We start from the raw sequence: 21,823 nt of genomic DNA, 5'->3' as shown, positions 1-21,823 counted from the left end.
CTTTTTACTTTAGTCCGAAAGGTGCCTGCCATGTCGATCACGCCGCTGATGCCCGTTTACCCCCGGTGCGGTGTGCGTCCGGTGCGCGGCGAAGGCGCTTATTTGATCGGCGAGCGCGGCGAGCGCTATCTGGACTTCGCGAGCGGCATTGCGGTGAACCTGCTCGGCCACGGCCATCCGCACCTGACCAAGGCGATCCAGGATCAGGCCGCGACGCTGATGCACGTCTCGAACCTTTACGGCAGCCCGCAGGGCGAAGCCTATGCCGCGCGGCTCGTCGAGAATACGTTCGCCGACACCGTCTTTTTCACCAATTCGGGCGCCGAGGCGGTCGAATGCGCGATCAAGACCGCGCGCGCCTATCATTCGAGCGCCGACAATGCGCAGAAGCATAATCTGATCACCTTCAACAACGCCTTCCACGGGCGCACGCTGGGGACGATCTCGGCCACCAACCAGGAAAAACTGCGCAAGGGTTTCGATCCGTTGCTGCCCGGTTTTGCCTATGCGCCGTTCGACGATCTCAACGCCGCGCTCGATCTTGTCGACGACAATACGGCGGGTTTCCTGATTGAGCCGATCCAGGGCGAAGGCGGCATTCGCCCGGCGTCGCAACCCTTCCTGCAGGCGCTGCGCGATATTTGCGACAAGCGCGACCTGATGCTCGTCTTTGACGAGGTTCAGTGCGGCGTCGCCCGTACGGGTTCGCTCTATGCTTATGAACAATATGGCGTGACCCCCGATATTTTGGCGAGCGCCAAAGGCATCGGCGGCGGCTTCCCGATGGGCGCGTGCCTCGCGACCGAAAAAGCCGCGCGCGGCATGGTCATCGGCACGCATGGTTCGACCTATGGCGGCAATCCGCTGGCGATGGCGGCGGGGCAGGCGGTGCTCGACGTCGTGCTCGAAGAAGGCTTCCTCGACCAGGTCAAGGCGACTGGCGAGCGGCTGCGCGGCGCGCTCGAACAGCTGATCCCCAACCACGACCATCTGTTCGACAGCGTGCGCGGCATGGGGCTGATGCTCGGGCTCAAGCTCAATTCGGATAGCCGCGCCTTCGTTGCGCACCTGCGCGACAATCACGGGTTGCTCACCGTTGCGGCGGGCGAAAATGTCGTGCGCGTCCTGCCGCCGCTCAACATCGACGATAATCATATCGCCGAGTTCATCGAAAAACTGTCAGCGGGTGCGGCGAGTTACACGCCGCCGGAATCATGATGATTCCGTTCGTGCCGAACGGAGGGGCCTGATGCGGCATTTCCTGAACCTGTCCGACGCGGGCGGCGATGCCGTCGCCGCGATGCTGTCCGATGCGATCGATCGCAAAGCGGCGCGCGCGGGCTGGCCGAAGGGCCAGCCGGACGCCGACGCCCCGCTTGCCGGCCATGTGCTGGCGATGGTGTTCGAGAAGAATTCGACGCGAACCCGCGCGTCGTTCGACATCGCGATCCGCCAGCTTGGCGGCACGCCGATGATCATGGACGCGGGGGTGACGCAGCTTGGCCGCGGCGAGACGATCGCCGATACCGCGCGCGTGCTGTCGCGCTATGCCGATGCGATCATGATCCGCACCGACGATCATGCGAAGGTCGAGGAACTGGCGGCGCACGCATCGGTCCCGGTGATCAACGGCCTGACCGACCTGTCGCATCCGTGCCAGATCGTCGCCGACCTGTTGACCATCGTCGAACAGGGCAAGTCTTTGCCGGGGCTCGAGCTCGCCTGGCTCGGCGATGGCAACAATGTGCTCGCGTCGCTGATCGAGGCCGCCGGACTGTTCGGTTTCCACGTCCGCGCCGGATGCCCGCAAGGCTATGAGCCCGACGCCGCCTTCGTCGAAGCCGCACGCGCCAGGGGTGTCCGCGTCGACATCGTGCGCGACGCGCGCGCGGCCGTGGCCGGCGCCGACTTGGTCGTCACCGACACCTGGGTGTCGATGGGGCAGGATCATGCGCACAACAAGGTCGCGGCGATGGCGCCCTATCGGGTCGACGAACGGCTGATGGCGGGCGCCAAGAGCGATGCTGTGTTCCTCCACTGCCTGCCCGCGCACCGCGGCGACGAGGTCGTCGATGCCGTGATCGACGGTCCCCAGTCGCGCGTCTGGGACGAGGCGGAGAACCGCGTCCATGCGCAAAAGTCGATCCTGCTGTGGGCCTTCGGGAAATTGTGAGTTCGAAATCGTGAGCGAGACTATCGAAACCTGGTTCGACCAGCCGCTGCTGTTCACGATCGCCGCGCGCCATGTGCGTGGGCGACTGGTGCGGCTCGGTCCGACGCTGAAGACGATCATTGCCGCGCACAACTATCCGCCGGTGGCCGAAAAGCTGTTGGGCGAGGCGCTGGTGCTCACCGTCCTGCTGGGCTCGACCCTGAAGGACGAGAATGGCCAGATGACGCTCCAGGCGCAGACCGGTGGCGGGCCGATCGAACTGCTGGTGTGTGACTATCGCGGCGGCGAATTGCGCGGTTACCTGAAGTTCGATGCCGAGCGGCTCGCCGAGGCCGGACCCGACCCGACGCTGTTCGCGCTGTTCGGCGAGGGGTTCCTCGCGATCACCTTCGATCAGGCGACGACCGCTGAGCGTTATCAGGGCATCGTCCCGCTCGAAGGCACGTCGATCGGCGAAGCCGCCGAGCATTATTTCGAGCAGTCGGAACAGATCTCCAGCCTCATCAGGCTTGCCGCGCGTCACGATGCCGAGGCGGGCTGCATCGCCGGCGGCCTGTTGCTCCAGCATCTTCCCGAGGGCGAAACCGGCCGCGACCGGCTGCACGTCCGTCACGACAATCCCGAATGGGACCATGCGCGCACGATCGCGGCGACGCTGAAGCCCGAAGAGCTCACCGATCCCGCGCACTCGCTCGAAACGCTGGCGTGGCGATTGTTCCACGAGGATGAAGTGCGGATCGAACCGGGGGCCCAGGTCTCGCGCGGCTGCCGGTGCAGCACCGGCTATTTTGCCGGCGTGCTCGCGCAATTTCCCGAAGCCGAGCGGCAGGATATGGCCGACGAGACGGGACAGATCGTCGTCGACTGCGCCTTTTGTTCACGCGTTTTCCCGATCCCGCTCGACGAGATTTCGGCGCATAGCTGACGCCGCGCGAACATATCTGGTCGACGAGGCGAGGCAATCCAGCGCCAAGCGGTTGAAATGCCGTCCCGGCGTTGCTACCTAGGGTGAAACGGGGTCGCAATTCAGCCCGCTTGCGGGCAGCCAACGGATAGGTGAAAATGGCGATCTTCTCCCCCTTTGTGCGATACTCTCTCGTTGCGCCCGCGCTGGCGGTGGCTACGACCGTGCCGGCGCAGGCGCCGTCGCTGGCGATGCTCGACCGGCTTGAAAAAGGGAGCTGGCAGCTTCGCGAGCGCGGCAAGGATGCGGTGCTCCAGACGGTTTGCGTCGGCGATGCCCGGCGGATGATCCAGGTCTATCACCCGCGCGCCACATGTTCGCGTTACGTTATCGAGGATACGCCGGGCTCGGTGACGGTCCATTATACCTGCCCCGGCGCCGGGCATGGCCGCACCAGCATCCGCAGCGAAACGAACCGCCTTGTCCAGATCGACACGCAGGGCATAGCCGACGGCAAGCCCTTTTCGCAGGCGATCGAGGCCCGGCGAACAGGCGGTTGCTGAGTATCCGCCGCGCTAACGCAATGTTAACCATCCGCCGCTAAACCGGGGCAAGACATGCCGATGTATGTCTTCTCCCTAACGGCTTTCATGCCGAACTGGGCCGTGTGACACAGGTTGCGCGGCCCATTTCTTTTGGTGCGCCGCAGCAAGGCGCCTCTTGCGCCCAAATCGGAGCGGGCGTATCGGGCGCCGATGCACGATGTTGCCGGAAAAACCCTGATCGTCCTTTTATCGGGCGGGCTCGATTCGATGGTGTGCGCGGGTCTTGCGCGCGAAGCCGGGGCGCGGATCGTCGCGCTGACGATCGATTATAACCAGCGCCACCGGGTCGAACTGGAATCGGCGTCGCGGATTGCCCAGACTGTCGGCGCGATCGAGCATATCGTCCTCCCGCTCGACCTTCGCCGCTTTGGCGGTTCGGCGCTCACGGCCGACATCGATGTGCCGAAGGATGGGGTCGGGAGCGATGTTCCCGTCACTTATGTGCCGGCGCGCAACCTCATTTTCCTGTCGCTGACGCTCGGGCTGGCGGAAGCGCGCCGCGCGCAGGACATCGTCATCGGCGTGAACGCGCTCGATTATTCGGGCTATCCCGACTGCCGCCCCGAATTCATCGCCGGGTTCGAGGATCTCGCGCGCCTCGCGACACGCGATGGCGACAAGGGCGTCGATTTTCGCATCCACGCCCCGCTGCAGCATATGACCAAGGCTGACATCGCGGCCGAAGCGGCACGGTTGGGGATGGACGCCGGGGAAAGCTGGTCTTGCTACGACCCTGCACCCGGCGGCCTGCATTGCGGGCTTTGCGACAGCTGCCGCCTTCGCAGCAAGGGTTTCGCCGACGCGGGCCTTGCCGACCCGACGCGCTACGCCGTTGGGCCCTGACCGATGGCTTACGCCGTCAAAGAAATTTTCCTGACCCTGCAGGGCGAAGGTGCGCAGGCGGGCCGCCGCGCGGTTTTCTGTCGCTTTGCGGGCTGCAACCTGTGGACGGGGCGCGAGAAGGATCGCGGCAAAGCGATCTGCAAATTCTGCGACACCGACTTTGTCGGCACCGACGGGACGCTAGGCGGCAAATATGCCGATGCTGCAGCGCTGGCGACGGTCATCGCCGATAGCTGGGGGCAAGGTGGTAAGGACCGCTATGTCGTGCTGACCGGCGGCGAACCGATGCTACAGGTCGATGCCGCCTTGATCGATGCGCTGCACGACCAGGGCTTTACGATCGCGATCGAAAGCAATGGCACGCTGCCAATCCCGCGCAGCATCGACTGGATCTGCGTCAGTCCGAAGGCAGGCAGCGAGCTGGTGCAGTTGAACGGTGACGAACTGAAACTCGTCTGGCCGCAGCCCGGTAGCGACGTCGAGCGGCTTGCGGCGCTTGATTTCACCCACCGGCTGATCCAGCCGCTCGACGATCCCAACGCGGCCGACAATGTGCAGGCGTGCGTCGATCTGGTGATGGCGGATCCGCGCTGGCGCCTGTCGCTGCAAACCCACAAGAGTCTGGGGCTGCGCTGACGCGCTGACTATTCGCCCGTCTTTGCGGCGGAATCGGCGGTGACGGCCTTTTTCGCGGCGGGGGCCGGAACCGCGTCGGGATTCTCTGCCTCGCTGTCTGCTTCCGCAGACTCGTCCTCGCTGCTTTCCTCACCCGCCTTGGCGGCTTCCTTCTTCGTGCCATCGTCGGGAACGCTGTTATCGACCGCGGTACCGTCGACGCTCGCGTCGTCGAGGATGATCATCGAATCGCTGATCGTGCCGGGCTGGACCTCGACCGCGTCGAGTTTGGTCGTCGATTTGCCCGCCGGATCGCCGCCGCCACAGGCCGCGAGTGACAGGAGCAGGAGCGAAGCAAGGAAAGTCCGGGTCATGCGCCGTTCCTAATCGCTCGGCCGGAGCTTGTCGAGAAAGGCGGGAAGCGTTTCTGCGAGCGCGGCATCGACATCGCCGAACGATGCCGTCCGGCCCAACGCGGCGAGGCTGGTAACCGGAAATTCGGCGATGCCGCACGGAACGATGCCGCCGAAATGCGACAAGTCAGGCGCAACGTTCAGCGAAAAACCGTGCAGCGTCACCCAGCGCTTCACGCGCACTCCGATGGCGCCGATCTTCGCCTCGCGGCCGTTCGGGTCGTCGGTCCAGATGCCGATGCGGCCTTCGGCGCGCCGCGCTGCAACGCCGAGCCGCGCGAGCGCGTCGATCACCCAGCCTTCGAGCGCCGAGACATAAGCGCGCACATCGCGCCCGCGCTGTGACAGGTCGAGCTGGACATAGCCGACCCGCTGGCCGGGGCCGTGATAGGTATAGCGTCCCCCGCGCCCTGCGTCATAAACCGGGAAGCGCGGGTCGAGCAGCTCGGCGGGATCGGCGCTGGTCCCTGCGGTATAGAGCGGCGGATGCTCAAGCAGCCAGATGCGCTCGCCCGCCTCGCCGCGCTGGATCGCGGCGGCGCGCGACTCCATGTCGGCGAGCGCGGCGGCATAGTCGGTCAGGCCAGGGCTGGTCGCCCATTCGGGTGGAGGAAAGGGGCTCATCGCGCCGGCTATCTGGCCCGCCTTGGTGCCCCGCGCAAGGGGCCGAACGCCAAATCCCGACAGGGCTGGACAGAAGCGCCGAAGATCGTCACTTTCCCTTGCAATAAGTGGACCGAAAAATGACGGGGTATCAATGGTAAAATTCGACATGGGTGCGGCTTGGGACGATGCGACGACGCTTGTGCGAGCCCATCTTCCGTTGACGAGCATCCTTGCCGGGTTGTTCCTCTTTCTGCCGGGCATGATATTGGCGTTACTCGGCCCGGCGCCGCTCGCGCCGCCCGCCAATGCCACGCCCGACCAGCTCTTCGCGCTGGCGCTAGCCGATATGCGACAGCAGCTCCCTTGGCTCCTGGTAATCGCCATTGCCTCGACGCTCGGCTCGGTTGCGATCCTGCGGCTCTGGCTTGCGCGGTCCGGAACCAGTGTCGGTGAAGCGCTTACCTTTGCGCTTGTGATGATACCGACGCTGATCGCGATATTCCTCATCCAGTCGCTGCTGTTCGGTATCGCATTCCTGTTGCTGATCGTTCCGGCGATTTACCTCATCGGAAGATTTGCCGCCGTCTATCCGTTGCTCGCGGACCGCGACCTCAAGAATCCGGTCGCGGCGCTGCAGGGAAGCTGGCAACTGACGCAAGGCAACGGCTGGCGCATCGCGCTGTTCGTGATCCTGTTCATGGTCGTATTGCTCATCGTTTCGGCGATCGTCGGCGGGGTTACGAGCTTATTCGGGGCGCATGGCTCGTTCGGTCATTTGATCGGCAGCACGATCAATTCGGCGGTGTCTGCGGGTTTTGGGCTGCTCAATACGGCGGTCATCGCATCGATTTACCGTCAGCTGGCCGTTCGCGCCGAGGGCGGCGTATTCGCATGAATCCGGGTCGTATATCGGGAGTATCAATCAGGGGAGAGTAGACGATGAACAAGATCAGCATCAGTCAAGCCTGGTCCTATGCGACCAGTTTTTTTGCGGGGCAGGGGGCCAACCACGCGATCGCCCTGATCGGGGTGGGCATCGTTGTTCCACTGGTCCTGCAGCTCGCGCTGGGCGGCGGCGCGGCGATGACCGACCCGATGAGCTTTGCTGGGGGTGGCGGAATGGCGGCGATGGGCGGTCTGATGATTCTGCTCAGCCTGATCAACTATATTCTTCAGACGGGCAGCTATTTTGCCTCCTGGCGGATCGGGCTGACGGGCGGCGCCGAACCGCTTGGATCGGCATTGGCCTATGGGCTGGTGGCCGCACTTCCGACCTTGTTGCTGGTTATCGTAGTGGTGTTGGTGCTCGCTCTGCTTGGCTTTGTGGTCTTCGGAAGCGCGCTCGCACCGATGATGATGAGCGGTCAGCCCAGTGAAGCCGCAGCAGCGGGCAGCGGCATATTGATGCTTTTGCTCATGCTGCTGTTTTTTCTGTTTATGGTGTGGCTCGCAGCGCGCTTTTGCTGCACCGGGCCCGTGATGGCCGATCAGCGGACGTACAATGTCCTGACCGGGCTGGGCGAATCGTGGCGGATGACGGCGGTGTCGCAGTGGAAGATTTTCGGTTATTTCATCCTGATCGGCGTGGCGTTTTTCGTTATCTTCCTGATCCTCGGAATGATCGTCGGCGTGTCGATGTTCGCGGGGGGCGGTGTGCCCAGCGGCGGGTCGATGATCGGCCTTGTCATTGGTGCGCTGTTGCTCAGCATTCCGATGGCCTATTTGCAGGTCGGGGTTCCCGCGGGCATCTATCGCGCGCTGGGCGGGCGTAGCCAGGCCGACGTTTTCGCCTGATTACCGGGGCGATTTTACAAAAAGGGGCGCTCCGGCAACGGGGCGCCCTTTTTGCATCAGCTCCATTTTGCGAGCGGCGGCAGGCTCATCAGGATTGCGTCGATGTTTCCGCCGGTCTTGAGCCCGAACAATGTCCCGCGGTCGTAGACGAGGTTGAATTCGGCATAACGGCCGCGCCAGATCAGCTGCGCGTCGCGATCGGCTTCGGTGAAGGGCAGGTTCATCCGCCGGCGCACGATCTGCGGGAAGATGTCGAGAAAGGCTTCGCCGACCGCCTGCGTCAGCTGGAAGTTGCGGTCATATTCGGCATCGTCGCCGCATTCGAGATGATCGTAGAAGATGCCGCCGACGCCGCGATGGACACCGCGATGCGGGATATAGAAATAATCCTCGGCCCATTTGGCATAGCGTTCATAGACGTCGGGGCCAAAGGGCGCGCAGGCAGCGCGCAGCCTTGCATGGAAGGCGTCGGTATCCTCGGCATAGGGAATCGGCGGGTTGAGGTCGGCGCCGCCGCCGAACCAGCGCTTGGTCGTCGCGAGGAAACGGGTATTCATATGGACCGCGGGAACATGCGGGTTCGCCATATGCGCGACGAGGCTGATCCCCGTCGCGAAAAAACTGGGGTCCTCGCTGGCGCCATGGATCGATCCGGCAAAGTCGGGGGCGAACTCGCCCGCGACGGTCGAGACGTTGACCCCGACCTTTTCGAAAACCCGCCCCGTCATCACGCCGCGCACACCGCCGCCGCCTTCGCCCGGCGCCAGCGCATCGGCCTCGCGATCCCAGGGCGTATAGGCAAAGCGCGCATCGCTGCCCGCCTCGGCCTCGATTGCTTCGAACTCGGCGCAGATGCGGTCGCGCAGCGATTCGAACCAGGTGCGCGCGGTCTGCTGCTGGGGGTCGAGCGAGATCATGCCGGAAAGCCTTTCGTTTGCCTGAGCGCTTCGGCGAGCGCGATGCCAGCCGCGACCGCGACATTCAAGGAGCGAAAGCCGGTTCGCATCGGAATCGCGACCCGCGCCGCCGCCGCGTCATGGACATGCTGCGGCACACCCGAGGATTCGGCACCGAGCAGCAGGATGTCGCCGGATTCGAAAGCAAAGGCGGAGAGGGGCGTCGCGCCCGCCGTCGTCATCAGCACGATCCGCCGCCCGGCCCCGACGCTCCAGTCATGGAAGCCCGGCCAGTCCGCATGCCGCCGCACATTCGCCCTGACGGCATAGTCCATCCCGGCGCGCTTCAGCGCGCCGTCGGAGAAGGGAAAACCGCACGGCTCGATAATATGCGCGGGCACGCCGAAACAGGCGGCGGTGCGCAAGGTCGTGCCGACATTGCCCGCAATATCCGGTTGAAACAGGGCGATTTCCATGGGGTCGCCATAGCCGCGGCCGCCTTTGGAATCGAGGGTCTTCGCACGCGTATCCCGATGCAGTCAAAGAAGCGGAAATTGACTGTTGGCAAGCCTCGGATGTGCGGCTATCAGGCCCGCAATTCCCGGAGGGGCCGCCGGGGCGCGCCATTTCGTGCGCGCGCAAACGGGGCGGCCTGCCTTTCCGGGAGATTTGTTAGTTCACCCATGCAAGGGCAATCGAATGGCCAGTGACTCTGAACTCAACGCCGGCATCGAAGATGGCGTGCGGCGCCGGGACTTTATCAATATCGCGGCAGTGAGTTTCGCCGGCGTTGGATCAGTCGCGGTGGTCCTGCCGTTGCTCAACCAGATGAACCCATCGGCCGATGTGCTTGCACTGTCGTCGACCGAAATCGATATTTCCGCGATCCAGCCCGGCCAGGCGATCAAGACCAGCTGGCGCAAGCAGCCCGTGTTCGTCCGTAACCTGGTGGCCAAGGAAATCGCCGAGGCCAAGGCCGTGCCGCTGGACGACCTGCGCGATCCCGAAACGATCGACCAGCGCACCAAGCCGGGCAAGGAAAACTGGCTGATTACGCTGGGCGTCTGCACCCATCTGGGCTGCGTGCCGCTCGGTGCTGCCGAGGGCGAGAATCGTGGCGATTTCGGCGGTTATTTCTGCCCGTGCCACGGTTCGCACTACGACACCGCGGCGCGCATCCGTAAGGGCCCGGCACCCAAGAATCTGGTCGTGCCGCCCTATGAATTCACCAGCGATACCGTCGTGACGATCGGCTGAGGAGCAAGATAAGATGAGCTTTCCCTGGGCCAAGCCCTATGAACCTCAGCATCCGTTGATGAAATGGATGGACGAGAAGCTGCCGATCCCGCGGCTGGTCTATAATGCCACGGGCCCCGGCTATCCGGTCCCGCGCAACCTCAACTATTTCTGGAACTTCGGCGTCCTCGCCGGCGCCGCGTTGATGATCCAGATCATCACGGGCATCGTGCTCGCGATGCACTATGCCGCCAATGCGGGCGTCGCGTTCAATTCGGTCGAGCATATCATGCGCGACGTGAACGCCGGCTGGTTCATCCGCTATGCGCATATGAACGGCGCGAGCATGTTCTTCATCGTTGTTTATCTGCACATTTTCCGCGGCCTTTATTACGGTTCGTACAAGGCGCCGCGCGAAATGGTGTGGCTGCTCGGCGTCGTGATCTTCCTCCTGATGATGGCGACCGCCTTCATGGGTTATGTGCTGCCGTGGGGCCAGATGAGCTTCTGGGGCGCGCAGGTCATCACCGGCTTCTTCTCGGCGATACCGCTGGTCGGCGAGCCGGTGCGCGAGTGGCTGCTCGGCGGCTTCGTGCCCGACAATGCGACGCTCAACCGCTTTTTCTCGCTGCACTATCTGCTGCCGTTCGTGATCCTGGGTGTCATCATCCTGCACATCTGGGCGCTGCACATCCCAGGTTCGTCGAACCCGACGGGCATCGAGGTGAAGGACGAACAGGACACCGTCCCGTTCCACCCCTATTACACCGCGAAGGACGGCTTCGGCGTCGGCATCTTCCTGCTCGTATTCGTCGCGCTGACCTTCTTCAGCCCGAACATGCTGGGTCATGCCGACAACTATATCCCAGCGAACTCGCTCTCGACGCCGGCGCATATCGTTCCCGAATGGTATTTCCTGCCCTTCTACGCGATCCTGAAGGCATTCACCTTCAATTTCCTGTGGATCGACGCGAAGCTGTGGGGCGTCATCGCGATGTTCGCGTCGATCGCGCTGCTGTTCTTCCTGCCCTGGCTCGACAGCTCGCCGGTGAAGTCGTCGAACTACCGTCCGCTCTACCGCATCTTCTTCTGGATCCTGGTGGCCGACGTGTTCCTCCTCGGCTGGTGCGGCATGCAGCCGGCGGAACAGCCGTGGGTGATCCTCAGCCAGCTCGGCGCGATCTATTATTTCGCCCACTTCCTGGTGATCCTGCCGATCGTGTCGCGGATCGAACGCCCGCTTCCGATGCCGAATTCGATTACCGAAGCGGTCCTCGCCAAACACGCCACCGACACCTCGTCGGCTTCGGCAACGGCCTGAGCGCCGGACTTTAATAGGAGCTGATAAAGCCATGGTTCGTCCGCTCGGTTTTCTCGTCGGTCTGGGTTTCATTACCGCGCTGGTGCTCGCGATCTTCACGACGCCGCTCACCAATGAAGCCAATGTCGCGCACGAGTTTCACAAGCATCCCAAGCATCTGAAGCTGGCCAGCGACGGCATCGTGCTGCCGCATTGGGACAAGGCGCAGTTGCAGCGCGGGATGCAGGTGTACAAGGAAGTCTGCTCGGCCTGTCACAGCCTGCACCTCGTCGCGTTCCGCGACATCGAGGATCTCGGTTATACCGAGGGCCAGGTGAAGACCTTTGCCAAGAGCTACGACAATATTCCGTCGATCAACCCGGATACGGGTGAACCGGCGACGCGGACTGGCCTGCCGTCAGATTATTTCCCTTCGCCCTATGCGAACGAAACGGCCGCGCGCGCCGCGAACAACAACGCGCTGCCGCCAGACCTGTCGCTGATCACCAAGGCGCGCGAAGGCGGCAAGGACTATGTCTATTCGCTGCTGACGGGGTTCCAGAACCCGCCGAAGAACCTGCCTGCCGAACTCAAGCCGGGCACGGGGCTGCACTACAACCCCTATTTCGCAAACCTCAACCTCGCGATGGCGCCGCCGCTGACCAAGGGGCAGGTGACCTATGCCGACGGCACCGAGGCGTCGGTCGACCAGATGGCGAAGGACGTCACCGCGTTCCTCGTCTGGACCGCCGAGCCGCGGCTGATCAAGCGCATCCAGGTGGGTTATGCAGTCTTCTTCTTCCTGCTGATCTTCACCGTGCTGACGTACCTGTCGTACCGGAACATCTGGGCCGACAAGAAGCATTGAGGGCATAAGGGAGGGCGACCGGTTCCATGATCGCCCTCCCGCCTCAGCCGGACCTCGACCTCGCGTCGCTGGTCCGCACCATCCCGGATTTTCCCAAGCCGGGCATCCAGTTTCGCGATATCACCACGCTGATCGGCGACGCCGCCGGCTTTGCCGAAAGCGTCCGCCGGCTGAGCGCGCTCGCCGCCGTCCACCGCCCCGACTTCATCGTCGCGGTCGAGGCGCGCGGCTTCCTGTTCGGCGCCGCGATGGCGACGGCGATGGGGCTCGGCCTTGTCCCGGTGCGCAAGGCGGGCAAGCTGCCCGGCGTCACGATCGGGGTCGACTATGAACTCGAATATGGCATTGACCGGCTCGAGCTGCACGAGGGCGCGGTCCTGCCGGGGCACCGCGTCGTCCTCGTCGACGATCTGCTCGCGACCGGCGGCACGATCCTCGCGACGGCGGCACTGATGCAGAGCGTGGGGGCCGAGGTGGCGGCGGCACTGTTCGTTATCGACCTGCCCGACCTTGGCGGGTCGCAGCGGCTGGAGGCCACGGGCCTCGCGTGCGAGACGCTGATCGCCTTTGACGGCGACTAGCTCGCACTGCCAGCATCCGGGTCTTCAGGCCGCCAGATCGGCCATTGCCGCGTCGGCCTCGATACAGAAGAGCGCTCGCGCTTTCCCTCCCGCTTTCGCGCGATATAGAGCCGCGTCGGCGCAGGCGAGAAGGCGTTCCAGTTCCACTCCCAGCTTGGGCGCCGTCGCAATTCCCACGCTGACCGACACCGACATCGATATATCGTCCACGAAATAGGGTTTGCTGATCTCGCGGATGATTCTACGCGCCAGCAGCTCGGCCTCGGTTTCGTCGCGCAAGCCGACCTGCAGGACGATGAATTCGTCGCCGCCGAGGCGCGAAACGACATCATCGCTGCGAACCATTCCCTCGAGCCGGCGCGCGACTTGTTCCAGTAGCGCATCGCCCGCGGGATGCCCGTAGCGATCGTTGATCGCCTTGAAGCCGTCGAGGTCGAGAAAATGCAGCGCGACCTGGTTTTTCGCGCGCACCGCCGTCGCGGTGTGAAGCTGAAAAAGCTCGCGCAGCAACAGACGGTTCGAGAGGCCGGTAAGCGCGTCGGTCCTCGCGAGCTTTGCCATATCATGCCGCGCCGTGTGATGTTCGACCGCCGAGCGGTAAAGATGATCGACGGTCTGGAGGCTGAGCGCGGTGATCATCGTAACGATCAGCGCCTCGATCAGGAACAGTTCGCCGTGGAGTGCAGTGGGGTGCGTTTCGAGTGCGTGAAGCGCCAGCGCGGCGATCGTGGGCAGCGTGGCAATCAAGAGGCTGGTCACGCAGATCTGCGGACGGATCGAGGTTCGCGAAACGATGCCGGCGCCAAAGCTGAAAACCAAGCTGACCGTGATGAGATGCAGCAGCGGATAATGGGCGGAAATGGCCACGATATTGAGCAGCGCGAGGAGAATCGCCGACGCATAATTGCCGATCGCATAGCGACGCTCCCAACGCCTCAGCCCGTCGAAATCGCGGACCGCGCCCGAACGGAAATAGGCGCGAAGTGTAGCTAGGCGCAGCATGGTGGTGAGTGCGCCGAGCGCGGCGAGAACAAGAAGAAAGTTGCTGTCGAGTTCGCGGCCGACCAGCACGCATATTCCGACGAAAACGGTGCCCAGTCCGAATATGGGAAGCCACATGTCGAACAGCATGGCGACGAAGTCGCGATACACCGGTAGCGGTAGAGCCGCCGGGCTTGGAAAAAGTCGCAAGCGAGAAGGCGACTCGATCGGTGTGGAGGAATCCGATCGTCTCATGCCGTGACGGTACGCCAATAGCCTTAACGTCTGGTAACAGCGGATTGCGTCACAGCCCGTGCGGAGGCCGGCTCGTCGCGGCAAAGAAAAAGCCCGCGCCGAAGCGCGGGCTATCGCCCCCGTGGCAAACGGGCTGTTCTTTAAAAGGGCACCCAATTCTGTTTCTTGCGGAACTTCATATAACCGACGTTGGCGCCCAGCCGCGCGCCGACGCCGACGCGGATCGGGATCAGCACGACGTCGCCGCGGCGCAGATAGCTCGCATTGAAACCGCCGATCAGATAGGCAGCGCCTTCGCCCGCCGGATAACGCTTGTAGAGGTCCTCGCTGTCGAAAAGATTGTAGACGAGGACAAAGGTGTTGCCGGCGTTGGCGCCTGCGTCGAAGCCGATCGAAGGCCCGGTCCAGTAAGCGGGCAGTTCGCCCTCGATCTTGTGATGCAGCGTACCCGAGCCGTAGCGCACCCCCAGCACCAGCGCGCCGCCGGCCTCGCGGCCGATGATATAGGCGTTGGGTTCGCCCTGCTTCTTCAAAATATCCTCGATCAGGCCGGCGAGGCCCTGCGCGCCCTTGCCGAACACGCCTTCGGCGGCGCCGATCAGATCGTCCTTCTTATAGGTGGAGCCGGGCGCCGCGGCCGTCGTGGTGGCCGAGACGTCGCCGCTGGTCGCGGTGCCGTCTACGGGCGGCGGCGTTTCGCTGGTCTGCTCGTCGCCGGTGGCAAGGTCGCTGTCATATGATGTGCCGGCCGTAGAATCGGTCGATACCGGCGGCGGAGCAGGATTGTTGAGATCGGAATCGATCGCCGTACTGTTGGGATCGACTTCGCGCATTTGCGCAGCTGCCGGAAGCGGCGTCAGCGCGAGGCCGAGCGAGGCCATCGCCGCAAAGGCAAGGCTGGTGAACGTCTTCCGCATATCGGACCCCCAAAAATCGAACGGCACCCGAGCGCCGAAACCTGCTTCAATCATGACTCGCTTTCGCCCGCGGGCAATGAACGGGCGATGACCCGAGTCGAATTTAAGCCAGACCGAATCGATTTGGCGACGAAACGCCCGCGACAAGGTCAAAAACGGGCAATCTTTGGCGTTGCGGGGCGCGAGGTGCATGGCTATAGCGACCCGCCTAGGCCAGACTGTCGTTAGCGCGACAGGCCATGCGGAGACGTGGGTGAGTGGCTGAAACCAACGGTTTGCTAAACCGTCGTACTGGTAAATCCGGTACCGAGGGTTCGAATCCCTCCGTCTCCGCCACCTATTCCCGACATCGTTGAACGCGCGGTCGCCGGCTCCCCAAGCAGGGGCGCCGCCGGTCGTTGCTCCGTCGGGTCCATCGTCGCGGCCAGTACAGCCAAAAAAGCCGCAATAATGTTTGTAATTGCGAATCATTCTCGATAATGCCCGCGCGTCATTCCTTTTAGAACCCCTCGATGCACGCACCCACATCCCCGCGACCAGTGACGAAGAAGAGCCGGAAAGCCTTCTGGCTGAAGCAGCTCCATATGTGGCACTGGATGAGTTCGGCTGTCAGCCTGATCGGCCTGCTGCTGTTCGCGATCACGGGCTTCACGCTCAATCACGCCGCCGACATCGAAGGGACGCCGGTCGTTGCCGAAAAGACGGCGCAGTTGCCGCCTGCGCTGGTCGCCCGGCTCAAGGCGGCGAACCCCGCCGACGCCAAGGCGCCCTTGCCCGGGCCTGTCGCCGACTGGGTGGAAACGACGTTTCCGGTGAAGGCGTCGGGCGAGGCTGAATGGTCCGCGGACGAGGTCTATCTGGCCGCGCCGCGCCCGGGCGGCGATGCGTGGGTCGCGATCGATCTCGCAACGGGCGAGGCATCGAGCGAGGTCACCAGCCGCGGCTGGATTTCCTACCTCAACGATCTGCACAAGGGGCGCAACTCGGGCGGCGAGTGGAGCCTGTTCATCGACATCTTCGCCTTCGCCTGCCTCGTCTTTGCGATCACCGGCCTGGTCCTGCTGCAGCTTCATTCGGCGAAGCGGAAGAGCACCTGGCCACTCGTCGGCATGGGCCTCGCCATTCCTGCGGCGATCGCCGTCATTTTCATTCATTAGGGAGACAAGTCATGCCGCTTTCCACCCCTGCGCGTATCGTCGGTACGATTGGCCTCGGGGCTGCATTCGCCGTCCCCGCGCTCGCCGCCGATCCCGGCACGATGGAGGTAACGATCAATATTCCGCGGCTGAAGGTCGCCGAATATCACAAACCCTATGTTGCGATCTGGGTCGAAAAGGCAGGCGCCCCGGCGAAGACGGTCGCGATCTGGTACGATTATGACATGAAGGCGAACGAGGGCACGAAGTGGCTTCGTGACGTGCGCCAGTGGTGGCGCGCCGCGGGCCGGTCGATGACCTTCCCCGCGAACGGCATCACCGGCGCTACCCGTGCACCGGGCGCCCACAAGATCTCCTTCACGCGCGCGCAACTCGCCGCCGCCGCGCCGGGCCAATACACGCTGGTGATCGAAGCCGCGCGCGAGGTGGGCGGCCGCGAACTTTTGCGCATTCCCTTCATCTGGCCGGGCAAGGCCGGAACGGGCGGGCGCGCCGCTGGAACGACCGAACTGGGCGCCGTGTCGGTCGCCTTCCGCTGAGCTTGAAAGGACAGGACATGAAGAAGCGAATTTGGGGTTTCGCCGCGACCGCCGCGCTTGCGGCGCTGGTCGCCGTTCCGGCCTCGGCACACCGCCAGTGGATGATGCCGTCGTCGACCGTGCTGTCGGGCGACGACGTCTGGGTCACCGTCGACGCCGCGGTGTCGAACGACCTCTTCTATTTCGAGCATCAGCCGCTGCGCCTCGACGCGATGAAGGCGTGGGCGCCCGACGGCACCGAAGCGGTGATCGAGAACAAGGCGACGGGGCGCTATCGCAGTACCTTCGACGTCCATCTGACGCAGAAAGGGACGTGGCGGATCGGGTCCGTGGTCGACGGCGTGATGGGCAGCTACGACCTGAACGGCAAGACCGAGCGCCTGCCGCGCGGGACGACCACCACCAACCTTGCCGAGCGCATCCCCGCGGGCGCGACCAATGTGAAGACCGCCGAGGCGAACAACCGCAACGAGATTTTCGTGACGGTGGGTGAGCCAACGACGACGCTGTTCAAGCCGACGGGCAAGGGCATCGAGCTGGCCCCCGTCACCCATCCGAACGATTTGATTGCGGGCGAGGCCGCGACTTTCCAGTTCCTGCTCGACGGCAAGCCGGCCGCGAACCTGCCGGTGACGGTGATCGCCGGCGGCATCCGCTATCGCGATCAGCTCGGCCAGATGGACCTGAAGACCGGCGCCGACGGCAAGGTTGAGGTAATGTGGCCCGAACCCGGCATGTACTGGCTGAACGTCACGACGCCGCAGACCGAGCAGCCTGAGGGCGCCGCGCCGGCGGTGGCGCGCCGTGCGAGTTATGTCACGACGCTCGAGGTGCTCGCACCCTGACCGATCGCATCCTGATTCCCCGGGCGCTGACGCCCGCGGCCTTTGCCGCGCGCGACCCGGGGGCGCAGATCGATACCTGTTCGGGCGAAACGATGGGGACGAGCTGGTCGCTGCAGGTGGTTTCGCCGCCCGCAGGGGCCAGCGACGGCGTCCAGGCTGCGTTCGACCGCGTTGTCGCGCAGATGAGCCAGTGGGAGGCGGAGTCCGACCTCTCGCGCTTCAATCGCGCTGTGCCTGGCGCTTGGTACTCTGTGCCGGGCGAGTTCGCGCATGTCGTCGCGGCGGCGCTGGAGATTTCGAGCGCGAGCGGCGGGGCTTTCGATCCTTGCCTTGGCGCGCTGACCGAACGATGGGGGTTCGGGAGCGCAGGACCGATCGACCGGATTCCGGTCGATACGACGGGCGGTGCGATCGACCGCCGGATCGATTTCGACGCTGCCGGGCCGCGCATCCGGCGCAGCGAGGGCGCCGCACTTGACCTGTCGGGCATAGCGAAAGGTTATGGCGTCGACCTCGCGGCCGAATGGTTGCTGGCGCAGGGCGTGCGGCATTTCCTCCTCGAAGTCGGCGGCGAGCTGCGCGGGGAGGGGATACGGCCCGACGGCGAGCCCTGGTGGGTTGATGTCGAAATGCCGCCCTCCGCACCGGTAGCACCCTATCGCCTCGCGCTGCACGACCTGTCGGTCGCGACGTCGGGCAATTATCGCCGCGGTTTGGCTCGGGGCGGGCAACATTATTCGCACAGCTTTGACCCAAAGACAGGCCGCCCGATCGTCAACGGCGTGTCATCGGTCACCGTGCTCCACCGCAGCTGCATGATGGCTGACGGCTGGGCGACCGCGCTGACGGTGCTCGGGCCGCAGGCCGGCATCGCGCGGGCCGATGAGCAGCAACTGGCAGCCTGTGTCATCGCGGGTGACCGGGAATATATCTCGCGCGCCTGGCGGGAGATGCTCGACTAGCTGTCGGCCCAGCGGCGCAGCAGATTGTGGTAGACGCCGGTCAGCCGTACGACCGTCGCATCGCCTTGACCCAGTGCCATTGCCGCGCCCTGTACTCCCAGGTCGAGGTCGAAGAGCAGGTTGCGTTGCCCCTGATCGCGGACCATCGACTGGATCCAGAAAAAGCTCGCGACGCGCGTACCCGCGGTCACCGGCTCGACGCGGTGGACCGTCGTGGCGGGATAGAGGACCATATGGCCCGCGGGCAATTTGATCCCCGGCGTTTCGGAAAAACCCTCGACGACCAGCCCACCGCCTTCATAGCTGTCGGGATCGGCGAGGAAGATCGTTGCCGACAGGTCGCTCCGCATCCGGAATTCGCTGCCGCGGCGCATGCGGATCGCATTGTCGATATGGTCGCCGAAATTGTCCCCGCCGGTATAGCGATTGAAATAGGGCGGATAGATTTTCAGCGGAAGTGCGGCTGCAATGAACAGCGGGCTGCGGCCCAGCGCATCGAGCACGAAACGCCCGGCTTCGGCCGCGGCCTCGCCGAATTCGGGGAGCTGCTGGTTGCGCTTCGCGAGCGCGGCTTGCGGTCCCGATGTCTCGTTGCCGTCGATCCAGTCGGCGGCGTCGAGCAGCGAGCGCAGTTTGGCGACACCGTCGGCGTCGAGCACGTCGGGAACGATACGGATCATGGCCGCTTCTAGGCTGAAAAGGGCGGGAACGGCAATGCGCCGCGCCCGCCCTGTCGATCAGAAGTTGTAGAAGAGGCTGAACACCGCCGAGCGCGCGTCGCCAGGAGTCGCCCAGCCGCCCGTTACGGCGCCGCCGGTTACGGTGCCATTGGCGGCGACGGTTCCCGCGCCGACATTGTTGCGCACGCCGGTGTAATAGTCCTCATTCGTCAGGTTGGTGACGTTGAGCTGCGCGACCAGGCCATTCTTGAAGTCGTACGATACGAAGGCGCGGTGGATCAGATAATCGTCGACCATGAACTGCGTACGCTGCGCGATATTGCGCTGGTTGGTCGCGAACTTGCCCTGATAGGTCACGCCGTAACCAATCTGCAGCCCGAACGGGAATACGTAGGTCGTGAAGAGGCTGCCCGAATGCTTGGGCGTCTGGATCAGCCGGTCGCCGGCCTGCGGGTCGCGGATGGCGGCGGTGTTGCCGCAAGCCGGGCGAGCCGGCACCGTGACCGGCTGCGGGTCCGGATTGACGAGGCAATAGTCCGAAACGCTCTGCCTCACTTCGCTGTCGAGATAGGTATAATTGGCAAAGATGGCCCACTCGGGCGTCACGTTGCCGGTCACGCCCAGCGCGACGCCGTCGACGCGCGATTCGCCGTCGAGAACCTGCAGCGAGTTGGGCCGCGACGGATCGTTAGAAGGCGTACGGAAATTGCTGCGCTCGTTGCGGAACAGCGCGGCGGTCAGCAGCAGCTTCTTGTCGAGGAGCTCGGCTTTGGCGCCGATTTCATAGGTTCGCGCCTTTTCCGGAGCGACCGCACAGGGGTCCGCCGCGCCCGTTGCCGGGATCGTTCCGCAGCCAAGTCGAACCGTGGCCGACGACGGCGTCTTGGCATTGCCATAGGCTGCGTAGAGGCTGACATTCTCGATCGGGTGGAACACCGCGCCGACGCGATAGGAGAAAAGATTCTCGTCGCTGGCCTGTGTGGGCAACTGCAGCGACGTCAGCGGCGTGGTGCCCGGCGGATAGGTTCCAAGCGGGATGTTGCGGAATTCGGCGCGGTTCTTCTCGTAACGAACGCCGGCGTTCAGTTCGAACATCGTGCCGAGTTCGAGCGTGTCGAACGCATAGACCGCAAGGTTGCGGCTCTTGCCCTGCGAGCGGGCGGTGACGGTGAAGTTGATCGGGCCGGTATAGACGGTGTCCGGATTGGCCAGATCGATCTGCGGCAGGACGACGGCCTGACCCAGCGCATTGCGCGCCAGGCTGGCGGTCGTGATGCTGTAATCTTCCCAGCTCATCGATCCGCCGACGACGAGTATGTTGTGGATGCCGCCCTTCGGGCCCGTCTCGACGGTCAGGTCGGTCTGGTTGTGCACCAGATTGTTCACCTGATCGCGGACCAGTCCGCGCGGGCCGTTGGGCTGATAGAAGCCCGGTGCCACGGTGATCACAAGCGGATTGGCGCTGGTGCGGAAGACCCCGTTGGAATCGACGACGTTGGTCAGCGACGCGGTGCAGGCGCTGCCCGTTGTCGCGGTGGCGGTCGAACCGATGGGTTGCTGATTGTTGGCGAGGCAGAAGGTGCCTTGCGGCGCGCTCGTCTGGCTATACTGGCCGACGCGCTGCCAGCGGGTGAGGTTGCGGATCGAGATATTGTCGTTGAACGCATGGCGGAAGGTTGCGGTCAGGCGATCGACCTTCGTCTTCTGCTTGTCGAGGTTGACGATGCCGAAATAGTCGCTGTCGTCGACGCCGGGCAGCGGCCCGTCGATGACGGTGCCGAGGAAATAGGGAACGCCATAGATCGGCGTATTGTCGTCGTCCTGGTGGATATAGGCGAGCGTCAGGCTGGTGTCGCTGTCGACGCCGATCGTGATCGACGGCGCGACGCCCCAGCGCCGATAGGATTCGACGTCGCGGCCCGGCACGTCATTCTCGTGATACATCGCGTTGACGCGCACCGCGATCAGGTCGCTCAGGCGCCAGTTGCTGTCGACCGAGGCGCGGTAATAATTGTCGGTGCCGACCGCGGCCTGCGCCGTCGTAGCATTGCGCGCGAAGGGGATCTTGCTGACGAGGTTGATCGTGCCGCCGACGCTGCCCGACCCGTTGAAGACCGAGTTTGCACCGTTATAGACTTCGATCTGCTGCAGGTTGAAGGGGTCGGTGCGGCTGTATTGCGCGCTGTCGCGAACGCCGTCGACCGTCAGGTCGTTGTTCGCCGAATAGCCGCGCAGGTTGATCGAGTCGCCATAGCCGCCGCCGCCTTCGCCGGCGCCGAAGGTGATGCCGGGGATCGTCGAGAGCGCGTCGCGCAAGGTGAGGAGATTCTGCTGACGCAGCTGCTCCTGCGAAACCACCGTCACCGTCTGCGGCGTGTCGACGAGGGGAGCGGTCGACTTGGGCGATTCGACCTCGGTCGCGAGGGTGCCGCTGACGACAATGTCACTGCGGCCACCGGGTGCGTCCTGCGTCGCGTCGACTTCGGCGGCGAGCGCCGGGGCGCTGATCAGGCTGCCCACGCAGGAGAGTGCGAGGAACGAGGCGGACGTCGATGACTTCACGGTAAACCCCCTGTTTTGTGATTGGTTCGGGGCGCCGCTATTGAGAGTCGATTGCAAAGTCAATCTCTATTGAGAATTACTCGCATTTATG

The 21,823-nt window shown here is 64.1% G+C and carries 24 protein-coding genes and 1 tRNA gene; 17 read left to right on the top strand and 8 right to left on the bottom strand.

All coding sequences use genetic code 11. From position 1 onward, the window contains the following. Positions 1-30: 30 nt before the first annotated feature. The 6 genes from V6M50_RS07930 to queE all read left to right on the top strand — a co-directional run bounded on the left by V6M50_RS07930 (position 31) and on the right by queE (position 5,161). On the top strand, positions 31-1,218 hold the full coding sequence (locus V6M50_RS07930; protein ID WP_332818011.1) for an aspartate aminotransferase family protein: 1,188 nt from the start codon (positions 31-33) through the stop codon (positions 1,216-1,218). Between the two features lie 28 nt (positions 1,219-1,246). Then, the gene (argF, locus tag V6M50_RS07925) at positions 1,247-2,173 is read left to right on the top strand and encodes an ornithine carbamoyltransferase (protein WP_332818074.1); all 927 of its coding nucleotides are present in this window, start codon (positions 1,247-1,249) and stop codon (positions 2,171-2,173) included. Between the two features lie 10 nt (positions 2,174-2,183). Further along, the gene (gene hslO, locus V6M50_RS07920; protein WP_332818010.1) at positions 2,184-3,098 is read left to right on the top strand and encodes an Hsp33 family molecular chaperone HslO; all 915 of its coding nucleotides are present in this window, start codon (positions 2,184-2,186) and stop codon (positions 3,096-3,098) included. Between the two features lie 137 nt (positions 3,099-3,235). After that, complete coding sequence (locus tag V6M50_RS07915; protein ID WP_332818009.1) at positions 3,236-3,640, top strand: hypothetical protein; 405 nt, start codon at positions 3,236-3,238, stop codon at positions 3,638-3,640. Positions 3,641-3,832: 192 nt separating this feature from the next. Further along, positions 3,833-4,525, top strand: coding sequence for a 7-cyano-7-deazaguanine synthase QueC (gene queC, locus V6M50_RS07910; RefSeq protein ID WP_332818008.1), 693 nt, complete (start codon positions 3,833-3,835; stop codon positions 4,523-4,525). Positions 4,526-4,528: 3 nt separating this feature from the next. Then, a complete protein-coding gene (gene queE / locus V6M50_RS07905; RefSeq protein ID WP_332818007.1) occupies positions 4,529-5,161 on the top strand; it encodes a 7-carboxy-7-deazaguanine synthase in 633 nt (210 codons plus the stop codon). Between the two features lie 8 nt (positions 5,162-5,169). Here queE and V6M50_RS07900 read toward each other — a convergent pair whose 3' ends face one another. Together V6M50_RS07900 and lipB are read right to left on the bottom strand one after the other, a co-directional pair. Further along, entirely contained in the window at positions 5,170-5,514 is a 345-nt protein-coding gene (locus tag V6M50_RS07900; protein WP_332818006.1) for a hypothetical protein, read from the bottom strand. 9 nt (positions 5,515-5,523) lie between these two features. Then, a complete protein-coding gene (lipB, locus tag V6M50_RS07895; RefSeq protein ID WP_332818005.1) occupies positions 5,524-6,177 on the bottom strand; it encodes a lipoyl(octanoyl) transferase LipB in 654 nt (217 codons plus the stop codon). A 133-nt stretch (positions 6,178-6,310) separates the two neighbouring features. Between lipB and V6M50_RS07890 the strand changes: the two genes are divergently transcribed. Next, on the top strand, positions 6,311-7,054 hold the full coding sequence (locus tag V6M50_RS07890) for a hypothetical protein (protein WP_332818004.1): 744 nt from the start codon (positions 6,311-6,313) through the stop codon (positions 7,052-7,054). A 44-nt stretch (positions 7,055-7,098) separates the two neighbouring features. Next, positions 7,099-7,953 (top strand): glycerophosphoryl diester phosphodiesterase membrane domain-containing protein, encoded by an 855-nt coding sequence (locus V6M50_RS07885; protein WP_332818003.1) that lies wholly within the window; start codon positions 7,099-7,101, stop codon positions 7,951-7,953. Positions 7,954-8,009: 56 nt separating this feature from the next. On the opposite strand, the gene hemF is transcribed toward V6M50_RS07885, so the two are convergent. Both hemF and V6M50_RS07875 read right to left on the bottom strand, forming a co-directional pair. Next, a complete protein-coding gene (gene hemF, locus V6M50_RS07880; RefSeq protein ID WP_332818002.1) occupies positions 8,010-8,870 on the bottom strand; it encodes an oxygen-dependent coproporphyrinogen oxidase in 861 nt (286 codons plus the stop codon). Beyond that, complete coding sequence (locus V6M50_RS07875) at positions 8,867-9,325, bottom strand: tRNA (cytidine(34)-2'-O)-methyltransferase (RefSeq protein ID WP_332818001.1); 459 nt, start codon at positions 9,323-9,325, stop codon at positions 8,867-8,869. The genes hemF and V6M50_RS07875 overlap by 4 nt, the downstream gene beginning before the upstream one ends. Positions 9,326-9,548: 223 nt before the next feature. Between V6M50_RS07875 and petA the strand changes: the two genes are divergently transcribed. From petA to V6M50_RS07855, 4 genes are read left to right on the top strand one after another with little or no spacing between them, the layout of a single operon-like run. Beyond that, positions 9,549-10,106 (top strand): ubiquinol-cytochrome c reductase iron-sulfur subunit, encoded by a 558-nt coding sequence (petA, locus tag V6M50_RS07870; protein WP_332818000.1) that lies wholly within the window; start codon positions 9,549-9,551, stop codon positions 10,104-10,106. A 13-nt stretch (positions 10,107-10,119) separates the two neighbouring features. Continuing rightward, a complete protein-coding gene (locus V6M50_RS07865; RefSeq protein WP_332817999.1) occupies positions 10,120-11,406 on the top strand; it encodes a cytochrome b in 1,287 nt (428 codons plus the stop codon). 31 nt (positions 11,407-11,437) lie between these two features. After that, on the top strand, positions 11,438-12,253 hold the full coding sequence (locus tag V6M50_RS07860; protein ID WP_332817998.1) for a cytochrome c1: 816 nt from the start codon (positions 11,438-11,440) through the stop codon (positions 12,251-12,253). Positions 12,254-12,279: 26 nt separating this feature from the next. Continuing rightward, on the top strand, positions 12,280-12,834 hold the full coding sequence (locus V6M50_RS07855; protein ID WP_332817997.1) for an adenine phosphoribosyltransferase: 555 nt from the start codon (positions 12,280-12,282) through the stop codon (positions 12,832-12,834). Between the two features lie 24 nt (positions 12,835-12,858). On the opposite strand, the gene V6M50_RS07850 is transcribed toward V6M50_RS07855, so the two are convergent. Together V6M50_RS07850 and V6M50_RS07845 are read right to left on the bottom strand one after the other, a co-directional pair. Further along, the gene (locus V6M50_RS07850; protein WP_332817996.1) at positions 12,859-13,986 is read right to left on the bottom strand and encodes a GGDEF domain-containing protein; all 1,128 of its coding nucleotides are present in this window, start codon (positions 13,984-13,986) and stop codon (positions 12,859-12,861) included. A 224-nt stretch (positions 13,987-14,210) separates the two neighbouring features. Further along, positions 14,211-14,987 carry a DUF1134 domain-containing protein gene (locus V6M50_RS07845; protein ID WP_332817995.1) on the bottom strand — a complete coding sequence of 259 codons (777 nt, stop codon included), beginning with the start codon at positions 14,985-14,987 and terminating at the stop codon, positions 14,211-14,213. A gap of 243 nt (positions 14,988-15,230) precedes the next feature. Here V6M50_RS07845 and V6M50_RS07840 point away from each other — a divergent pair. From V6M50_RS07840 to V6M50_RS07820, 5 genes are all read left to right on the top strand, one after another. Continuing rightward, a tRNA-Ser gene (locus tag V6M50_RS07840) sits at positions 15,231-15,323 on the top strand. Between the two features lie 176 nt (positions 15,324-15,499). Beyond that, positions 15,500-16,144 (top strand): PepSY-associated TM helix domain-containing protein, encoded by a 645-nt coding sequence (locus V6M50_RS07835; RefSeq protein WP_332817994.1) that lies wholly within the window; start codon positions 15,500-15,502, stop codon positions 16,142-16,144. 11 nt (positions 16,145-16,155) lie between these two features. After that, positions 16,156-16,683 carry a DUF2271 domain-containing protein gene (locus tag V6M50_RS07830; RefSeq protein ID WP_332817993.1) on the top strand — a complete coding sequence of 176 codons (528 nt, stop codon included), beginning with the start codon at positions 16,156-16,158 and terminating at the stop codon, positions 16,681-16,683. 17 nt (positions 16,684-16,700) lie between these two features. After that, positions 16,701-17,528 carry a DUF4198 domain-containing protein gene (locus tag V6M50_RS07825; protein ID WP_332817992.1) on the top strand — a complete coding sequence of 276 codons (828 nt, stop codon included), beginning with the start codon at positions 16,701-16,703 and terminating at the stop codon, positions 17,526-17,528. A gap of 92 nt (positions 17,529-17,620) precedes the next feature. Beyond that, positions 17,621-18,490: an FAD:protein FMN transferase gene (locus V6M50_RS07820; RefSeq protein ID WP_332817991.1), complete on the top strand. Its 870-nt coding sequence runs from the start codon at positions 17,621-17,623 to the stop codon at positions 18,488-18,490. On the opposite strand, the gene V6M50_RS07815 is transcribed toward V6M50_RS07820, so the two are convergent. Beyond that, positions 18,487-19,170: a Fe2+-dependent dioxygenase gene (locus tag V6M50_RS07815; RefSeq protein ID WP_332817990.1), complete on the bottom strand. Its 684-nt coding sequence runs from the start codon at positions 19,168-19,170 to the stop codon at positions 18,487-18,489. The genes V6M50_RS07820 and V6M50_RS07815 overlap by 4 nt on opposite strands. A 57-nt stretch (positions 19,171-19,227) precedes the next feature. Further along, a complete protein-coding gene (locus V6M50_RS07810; protein ID WP_332817989.1) occupies positions 19,228-21,732 on the bottom strand; it encodes a TonB-dependent receptor in 2,505 nt (834 codons plus the stop codon). Positions 21,733-21,823: the final 91 nt, after the last annotated feature.

It is taken from the genome of Sphingopyxis sp. (assembly GCF_036675685.1).
In the GTDB taxonomy this organism is placed as follows: Bacteria; Pseudomonadota; Alphaproteobacteria; order Sphingomonadales; family Sphingomonadaceae; genus Sphingopyxis.
Note: the sequence above shows the minus strand (reverse complement) of the source record. Positions and strands in the feature narration are given on the sequence as shown.